Genomic DNA, 8,516 nt, shown 5'->3' on the forward strand with positions numbered 1-8,516 from the left:
CTCAGTTCATTGATAAATCTTTTTGATTATCATCAACGAGTGCCCACACAGATTGATTGGTTTAAATTGTTAAAGAGCGTTCTTACCGCTTGGCTTACGCCATATCGGAAGAGGCGGTAATTTTAACGAGATAAACGCCGGTGTCAAACACTTTTTACGTTTATTTTTTCAGGAGTTACCTTTTTAAAATCACCTGCTGCTTCAGTCAGCGTTGAGACGCTTTCCTGCGACAGCGAGGCGGCATTATAGAGATCGACATCACATTAGCAAGTGTTTTTTATTGCTTTTTTTGCCAGCCAACACTGACTGATGATAAAAGCAGCACAACTCGATAAAACTCACTTTTCTATTTACATTTTTGCAAATCTTTCACTAAATAAAGCAACTTTATTCCAGTTGGTGTACTCAACTTCTTTTGAAGTATCCGTTTCTCCACCAGTTAACTGCATAATAAATCGAATCATTACTTTGTCGAAAAAACGGTAGCGTGGATAATAAAGTGCTCCAGCAAACACGCCAATCAAATTGGGGTGCCAAGGCGATTTTTTCAAAAAAGTCTGAATATAGACACTACCTTCTGGTGTATCTTTATTTTGTTCTTCTTTGCGAGCGGTTAAGTTTACACAAATAAATGCAGCTTTAACTTTAGTTAATTGCGTTGCATGTCGCTCAATAAACGCATATAGCTTTTGACTAAGATGACCATAACGAATGGATGCACCAATCAACACCTTATCATAGGCCTGTAAGTCCACAGAATCACATTGATGAAGATCTCGAATATCACAATGGTCTTGATGAAGCTTTTCTGCAATAAATCGCAGTATCTTTTGGGTTTGTCCTTCTCTTGAGGAGTACAACATCAGTACTTTCACAAAACGATCCTCAGCTACGCCAAAATGTTGGCGTTAACAATATTAATAAGGTAAAAACTTCTAGTCGCCCAAATAACATGGATACCACTAGAATCCATTTAGCTGCATCATTGATATTACCAAAATGAGCAGCAACTTCACCTAAACCAGGCCCCAAATTATTAAGAGTTGCAGCAACGGCAGAAAAGGCACTTAATTCGTCCATTCCTGTAAAAATGAGAGCTAGCATACATACAACAAAAACCAACGTATAAGCTGAAAAAAAGCCCCACACAGCATCGACCACTCTTTGAGGTAGCGCTCTTTCACCTAACTTAATGGGATAAATAGCCCTAGGATGCACAAGTCGCTTCATTTCTCGAGCACCTTGTAAAGTAAGCAGGAAAACTCGAATAACCTTCATTCCCCCTCCCGTAGAACCCGCACATCCACCAATGAACGAAGAAAAGAGTAGTAAAACAGGTAAAAATAATGGCCACTCTGCAAAACTGGTGGTCGTGAATCCCGCAGTGGTTGATATCGATACCGTTTGAAACAGAGTGACATCGAATGCCTCATATATTGAATCGTAAGTATGGTGTTTTAATATCACCAAAAAACAACTCATAAATAGCAAGCCTTGAATGGCAAGAAAAGCTCGGAACTCCCTATCTGCCCAATAATATTTAGGATGGATACCACCACTGGTAAATGCAGCATAATGCAAGGTAAAATTACAAGCGGATATGAGCAAAAAAACCACCGTAATTAAATTTATCGCATAGCTATCAAAATAACCCATGCTCGCATCATGGGTTGAAAACCCACCGATTGCTATGGTTGAAAAACTGTGACAAATAGCATCAAACAAACTCATGCCTGCGAACCAAAAAGAGGCAGCACAAACAACCGTCAAACTAAGATAGATGTACCAAAGCGCTTTTGCTGTTTCAGCAATTCGCGGGGTAACTTTATTATCTTTAACTGGGCCTGGGATTTCGGCACGATACAACTGCATCCCTCCAATGCCTAATACAGGCAGAATGGCAACCGCGAGGACGATAATTCCCATACCACCAAACCATTGTAAAAATTGCCGATAAAATAAAATCGCTTTAGGTAAATCATCCAAGCCGACAATCACCGTTGCTCCTGTGGTCGTTAAAGCGGAAAACGATTCAAAAAAAGCATCCGGTACTGATACGTTGGGATTATTTGCTAACAAGAAAGGAAGAGCGCCGGCGCTACCAATGACAGTCCAAAATAAAACAACAATTAGGAAACCATCTCGAGCCTTAAGTTCATGCTTATGATGTCGGTTAGGAACCCATAGTATGGTACCTAAAAATAGTAAGACAAAAAATGTAGAGATGAACGGAACCCCTGCTCCATCCCCGTAGATCAAAGCAACCGTTGCGGGTATAAGCATAGAGACGCTAAACAGGGCAAGTAATAACCCCACGATCCGAGTAATAGAACGAAATTGCATAACAAAATAGTGAAGCTTTGCTTCTGACTTCCTAAGTATGTACTACGTGGGTAACAAGAATTTTTGCACTGCTCTTGTTGATAATATTTTGAGTAAAAACATCTACAGCGACGCAAGGTAATTCAATAATAATCGCAACCATTTCTCCATATTGAGCTTCAATTTGTACGGCCTCATATTGCTCCATTATTGATTGAGCAAGGGCGAGTAAATTGTAGTCTAACGTTAGTGATAATTTTGTGGTGATTTTTTTCTCATTTATTTGAAGCCGCTTGAGTGCTTGTTGAACTCCACCACCATAAGCCTTAACCAGCCCACCGGTGCCTAAACGAATTCCTCCATAATATCGTGTGACAACGGCAGTAATTTCTCCAATACCAGAGCCTGCAAGCTGGGCCAGCATAGGCTTACCAGCCGTTCCCGAAGGCTCGCCATCGTCACTACAGCCCCATAGCGTTGAATTTTCTGGCCGACCAGCAATAAATGCCGAGCAATTATGCCTAGCGTCGACATGCCGCGCTTTTATCGTTGCAATAAAAGCTTTCGCAGCTTCTATGCTTGGGGTATGGGCTAAGTATGTGATAAAGCGACTCTTTTTGATCTCCTCTTCAAATAGAACAGGGGTCGCTGGAATCGAGTAAGGCTGAAAATTCATATCTCAATGATAAACAATAAAAGGGCTGCCAGTGTATCACGAGCAAAAAAAAGACGCTTAGGATTGGTAACAAGCGCACAATGTTAAACAGTTGTTTAAAAAATGTATTGAAAATAATTCATCCTCAGTACACACTAAACCCACTGGTCTAACCAGAACATGAATACAACAAAAACTCTCACACACAATCATCGATTGTATGTCACGGAGATAGACAATGATTTACCAAGCTAACACCCTACAGGTAAAAGAATTACAAGATGGCATCGTAGCGTTAAGTTTTTGCTCTTCAGAGTCCGTCAATAAACTTGATCTTGCAACGTTGAACTCACTCAATGAAGCATTGGATACTCTATATAATTATTCTGGACTAAAAGGGCTGATTCTTACATCCGATAAAGCAAGCTTTATCGTCGGGGCAGACATTACTGAATTTTTAGGTTTATTCGAACTGCCTAATGAAGAGCTTGATCAATGGTTACGTTTTGCGAATAACATCTTTAATAAACTCGAAGACCTACCTGTGCCTACGCTATCAGCATTGACAGGGTTTACCCTTGGTGGCGGTTGTGAGTGTGTACTCGCCACTGACTTTAGAATTGGGGACAAGTCAACCAGCATTGGATTACCAGAAACTAAACTCGGTATTATGCCTGGCTTTGGTGGCACGGTACGCTTACCACGTATCATTGGCGCAGATAGCGCCATGGAAATCATCACCCAAGGTAAATCCTGCCGAGCTGAGGAAGCACTAAAACTAGGACTACTGGATGCGATAGTCGATCCTGATAAATTACTCGATTCCGCGCTTACGACCATTCAACAAGCAATCAACGAAAAAATAGACTGGGTAGCTCGCCGCAAACAAAAGACTGCGCCGCTGACACTCAGTAAAGTTGAAAGCATGATGAGCTTTACCATGGCAAAAGGTGTTGTTGCTCAAGTCGCTGGTAAACATTATCCCGCGCCAATGACCGCGGTAGTCACCATTGAACAAGCCGCGCGTAGCGCACGCGATGAAGCACTGGATATTGAACGTCAGCACTTCATCAAATTGGCGAAATCAACCGAAGCCCAAGCGTTAGTGGGTCTCTTTTTAAATGATCAACATATTAAAGGATTAGCGAAACAATCGGCTAAATCAGCCAGCCAAGATACCCTACGAGCAGCGGTATTGGGTGCCGGAATTATGGGAGGCGGTATCGCTTACCAATCTGCCAGTAAAGGTGTGCCAGTCTTGATGAAAGATATCGCTCAGCCTTCACTCGACCTAGGCATGACCGAAGCCGCTAAACTACTCAATAAGCAATTAGAACGTGGCAAAATTGATGGTTTTAAAATGGCAGGAGTTATTGCTGCTATCACCCCGAGCTTACACTATGCAGGTATAGAACAGGCTGATGTGGTTGTTGAAGCGGTCGTCGAGAATCCTAAAGTTAAAGCAGCGGTGTTGAGCGAAGTTGAAAGCCAAGTTTCGGATAACACGATCATTACGTCCAACACGTCAACTATTCCGATTAATTTACTCGCCAAATCACTGAAACGCGCAGAGAACTTCTGTGGGATGCACTTTTTCAATCCTGTGCATCGTATGCCATTAGTTGAGATCATCCGTGGCGAGAAAACCTCTGACGATACCATTAATCGTGTTGTCGCTTATGCGGCCAAAATGGGTAAATCACCGATCGTGGTTAATGATTGTCCGGGCTTTTTCGTTAATCGTGTTCTGTTCCCTTACTTCGGTGGTTTCAGCTTACTATTACGCGATGGTGCTGATTTCACTCAAATCGATAAAGTTATGGAACGTCAGTTTGGTTGGCCAATGGGCCCAGCATATTTGCTCGACGTAGTTGGCCTTGATACCGCCCATCACGCACAAGCGGTCATGGCAGAAGGTTTCCCTGAACGAATGGGTAAACAAGGCCGTGATGTCATCGATGTGCTTTATGAAGCAAATAAATATGGCCAAAAAAATGGTCATGGCTTCTATAGCTACTCGATAGATAAAAAAGGCAAACCGAAGAAAAATTTCTCGGATGACGTTTTACCTCTTCTTGCTGACGTCTGCGCCAGCCCACAGTCTTTTGAAGCTCAAACGATCATTGAACGAATGATGATTCCGATGATCAACGAAGTCGTGCTATGTCTAGAAGAGGGAATTATTGCTTCTCCTCAAGAAGCCGATATGGCCTTGGTCTACGGTTTAGGATTTCCTCCATTCCGTGGTGGGGTTTTCCGCTACCTCGATACCATCGGTTTAGAGCAATACATTGCGATGGCCAGACAGCATCAGCATTTAGGCGCGATGTATCACCTACCACAACTGTTACTGGATATGGCAGAAAAAGGACAGCGCTTTTACCCTATCCCAGCTCCAGCTTCTTTATAAACAGTGATTTGGAAAAGGAATGACAAAATGAATACTGTAGTGATTGTTGATTGCCTTCGTACGCCAATGGGACGTTCGAAAGGCGGAGCATTTCGCCACCAGCGCGCTGAAGATCTCTCGGCTCATCTAATGAAAGGAATATTGGCTCGTAACCCACAAGTCAATCCACAAGAGATCGAAGACATTTATTGGGGTTGTGTACAACAAACCTTAGAACAAGGGTTTAACGTCGCTCGTAATGCGGCTTTACTTGCCGGTCTACCGGTAGATATTGGTGCGGTAACCGTCAACCGTTTGTGCGGCTCATCGATGCAAGCTTTACATGATGCAGCTCGTGCGATTATGGTCGGCGATGCTGACATTTGCTTGGTCGGCGGTGTAGAGCATATGGGCCACGTACCGATGAATCATGGGGTAGATTTCCATCCTGGTTTATCAAAAAACGTTGCCAAAGCCGCTGGTATGATGGGCTTAACCGCAGAGATGCTTGGTAAGATTCATGGTATCAGTAGAGAGCAACAAGATGCTTTCGCGGCTCGTTCTCATCAACGCGCTCAAGCCGCAACCGTCGAAGGCCGTTTTAAAAATGAGATTTTACCGACCGAAGGTCATAGCACTGATGGGACCTTATTTACACTAGATTATGATGAAGTCATCCGCCCGGAAACCACCGTTGAAGGTTTGGCAGAACTGCGTCCAGTTTTTGATCCCGCCAATGGCACCGTGACGGCTGGCTCTTCATCTGCTCTTTCTGATGGCGCATCAGCTATGCTGATCATGAGTGAAGCCAAAGCTAAAGCCTTAGGACTCACCATTCGCGCTAAAGTAAAATCAATGGCGATTGCCGGTTGCGATCCATCGATTATGGGCTACGGCCCAGTTCCCGCCACGCATAAAGCTCTGAAACGCGCAGGGCTCACTATGAATGAGATTGATTTGGTTGAGTTAAATGAAGCCTTTGCCGCCCAATCTCTGCCTTGTGCAAAAGATCTTGGTTTGATGGATTTAGTCGATGAGAAAGTCAACTTAAACGGTGGGGCAATTGCTTTAGGCCATCCTTTAGGCTGCTCAGGAACCCGCATTTCCACAACATTGATCAACCTCATGGAAGCGAAAGACGCTAAATATGGTCTGGCTACGATGTGTATTGGTCTAGGTCAAGGCATAGCAACGATTTTTGAACGTCCTTAGACGTTGGTTTATGTTTGAAGAGCCAGTTTAATCACTGGCTCTTCTTTTTTAAACGTCGGTTTTTAACCAATCGTGATGTAACTGCTTACTCTCTCCTAAATAATCGATCATCCAGTTGATTAACTTATGGTTATCATCTTTACGCCATACTAAACAGCATTGACTCAATGGCACATTGTCGGGTAGATCCCTTTCTACTAACTGACCTGAAACCAATAGAGGTTGAGCCATATGGCTAGGCATAAATCCAACCCCTAAGCCTTGCTTTAAACACTCGGTCGCACTATACCAGTTAGGCAGTAGCAAACGCCTTTGTTTAAGATAGTGCCCGGTATGACGCTTTGGTAAAACACTGGATGTATCATCCAAGCAGATCGCAGGATACCGGCTGACTAATTCTTCGGTTAATAACTCAACCTGTGCACAGGGATGATCAGGAGCCATCACAAAAACCCAATCCAGCACCCCCATATCACGGACTTCAAAATCACCACCGACCGGTACAGCAGAGGTTGCGCCAATCACAATATCGGCTCGCCCTTGTGCTATCGCTTCCCAAGAACCATTGAATACTTCCATATTGATCTGTAACTCAGCAAAATCAAATGTTTGATAGAAATCTTCTACCAAAGGTTTGATTCGATCCAATTTCACTACATTATCAAGTGTCAATTTAAGCGTTCGTTGCCAACCATGCGCAGCCCGTTTCGTTTGAGCCTTAATATCCTCCATTTGTCGTAATAACTGTCGCGCTTCAACCATAAACAGTTCACCCGCGACGGTCATTTCAACCTTTCTTGGTAAACGGCGAAATAATACAACCCCCAACTCCGTTTCTACTTGACGAACACTGTAGCTGATCGCTGAAGGAACTTTATGTAGCACCGCTGCCGCCGCAGTAAAACTTCCGAGCCTCGCCACCGTATCTAACATTTCTAGTGATGCTTTTGAAAACATACCCACCATACCAATCAATTTTTTTGAACGATAACTAACAATTTTCGCGTTTTATTTCCGGAGAGATAAAAAATAAAATAAACATCCTTACATATCCTAGCTATCAATAACAGATACTAAGAAAAAATGAATTAATTTTTTTGATGGGAATTAAAATGAACATCTCGCCTTTACAGCTATTTTATCTTTCTGCTCTTTCGATGCTCGGTTTTATCGCTACCGATATGTATCTCCCTGCTTTTAAGATCATGGAACATGATTTTGCGACAGGCCCCGAACAAATCGCACTCTCTCTGACGGTTTTTCTGATGGGCATGGCAATTGGACAGCTACTATGGGGATTAGCTTCAGATAAATTCGGCCATCGAAATACTTTGATTGTGGGATTATTTGTCTTTACCCTAGCCTCGTGCGGGCTAGCTTTCAGCGAACAAGTTTGGCAATTACTCGGATTACGCTTTATTCAAGCGATCGGTGTTTGTGCCCCTGCTGTGATCTGGCAAGCAATGGTAATTAAGCGCTATCCGAGCCGCGTGAGCCAACAAATTTTCGCAACCATCATGCCTCTCGTTGCTTTATCACCTGCATTAGCGCCTCAATTAGGGGTATTACTGACAAATCATTTTGGTTGGCATAGTATCTTTTTTGTTTTAACTATCATGGGGATAGTTTTAATAGTAAGTACACGCTTACAAGAAAATGTTATCTCCGAAGCCAAAACAACATCCATTAAACAAGACATAAAATTTTTATTCAGCTGCCGAGCTTACTTAGGTAATGTCATGATGTTTGCTTGTGCTTCTGCCGCGTTCTTTGCCTATTTAACAGGTATGCCAGAAATTATGGCTCAGCTTGGTTATGAAGCGAAAGACATTGGCATGAGCTTTATTCCTCAAACCATTGCTTTTATGGCTGGTGGATACTTAGGTAAGCGGTATGTAAATAAATATGGTGATGCAAAAGTACTGAAACAACTGCTGA

General features: G+C 42.9%; 7 protein-coding genes. 3 read left to right on the plus strand and 4 right to left on the minus strand.

Annotation, left to right across the window (positions count from 1 at the left end; genetic code table 11):
* Positions 1–350 precede the first annotated feature (350 nt).
* The 3 genes from hemG to B7C60_RS02505 are packed head-to-tail and all read right to left on the minus strand — an operon-like array spanning position 351 to position 2,998.
* Positions 351–875: a menaquinone-dependent protoporphyrinogen IX dehydrogenase gene (hemG, locus tag B7C60_RS02495; protein ID WP_099610284.1), complete on the minus strand. Its 525-nt coding sequence runs from the start codon at positions 873–875 to the stop codon at positions 351–353.
* A gap of 10 nt (positions 876–885) precedes the next feature.
* Positions 886–2,343 carry a TrkH family potassium uptake protein gene (locus B7C60_RS02500; protein ID WP_099610285.1) on the minus strand — a complete coding sequence of 486 codons (1,458 nt, stop codon included), beginning with the start codon at positions 2,341–2,343 and terminating at the stop codon, positions 886–888.
* Between the two features lie 31 nt (positions 2,344–2,374).
* The gene (locus B7C60_RS02505; RefSeq protein WP_099610286.1) at positions 2,375–2,998 is read right to left on the minus strand and encodes a YigZ family protein; all 624 of its coding nucleotides are present in this window, start codon (positions 2,996–2,998) and stop codon (positions 2,375–2,377) included.
* 217 nt (positions 2,999–3,215) lie between these two features.
* Here B7C60_RS02505 and fadB point away from each other — a divergent pair, with 217 nt between their 5' ends.
* Positions 3,216–5,387 carry a fatty acid oxidation complex subunit alpha FadB gene (gene fadB / locus B7C60_RS02510; RefSeq protein WP_099610287.1) on the plus strand — a complete coding sequence of 724 codons (2,172 nt, stop codon included), beginning with the start codon at positions 3,216–3,218 and terminating at the stop codon, positions 5,385–5,387.
* A gap of 27 nt (positions 5,388–5,414) precedes the next feature.
* On the plus strand, positions 5,415–6,578 hold the full coding sequence (gene fadA / locus B7C60_RS02515) for an acetyl-CoA C-acyltransferase FadA (protein ID WP_099610288.1): 1,164 nt from the start codon (positions 5,415–5,417) through the stop codon (positions 6,576–6,578).
* A gap of 48 nt (positions 6,579–6,626) precedes the next feature.
* On the opposite strand, the gene punR is transcribed toward fadA, so the two are convergent.
* A complete protein-coding gene (gene punR / locus B7C60_RS02520) occupies positions 6,627–7,535 on the minus strand; it encodes a DNA-binding transcriptional activator PunR (RefSeq protein ID WP_099610387.1) in 909 nt (302 codons plus the stop codon).
* A gap of 155 nt (positions 7,536–7,690) precedes the next feature.
* On the opposite strand from punR, the gene B7C60_RS02525 reads away from it, so the two are divergent.
* Positions 7,691–8,516: Bcr/CflA family efflux MFS transporter (locus tag B7C60_RS02525; RefSeq protein WP_245868448.1), on the plus strand; the 826-nt coding region annotated here is incomplete at its 3' end.

The organism is Vibrio fujianensis (genome assembly GCF_002749895.1).
In the GTDB taxonomy this organism is placed as follows: domain Bacteria; phylum Pseudomonadota; class Gammaproteobacteria; order Enterobacterales; family Vibrionaceae; genus Vibrio; species Vibrio fujianensis.

Bases quoted from the DNA above. Each gene is read 5' to 3' on its own strand.
- B7C60_RS02500 (WP_099610285.1), bottom strand. From the start codon at position 2,343: ATGCAATTTCGTTCTATTACTCGGATCGTGGGGTTATTACTTGCCCTG.
- B7C60_RS02505 (WP_099610286.1), bottom strand. From the start codon at position 2,998: ATGAATTTTCAGCCTTACTCGATTCCAGCGACCCCTGTTCTATTTGAA.
- fadB (WP_099610287.1), top strand. From the start codon at position 3,216: ATGATTTACCAAGCTAACACCCTACAGGTAAAAGAATTACAAGATGGC.
- fadA (WP_099610288.1), top strand. From the start codon at position 5,415: ATGAATACTGTAGTGATTGTTGATTGCCTTCGTACGCCAATGGGACGT.
- punR (WP_099610387.1), bottom strand. From the start codon at position 7,535: ATGTTTTCAAAAGCATCACTAGAAATGTTAGATACGGTGGCGAGGCTC.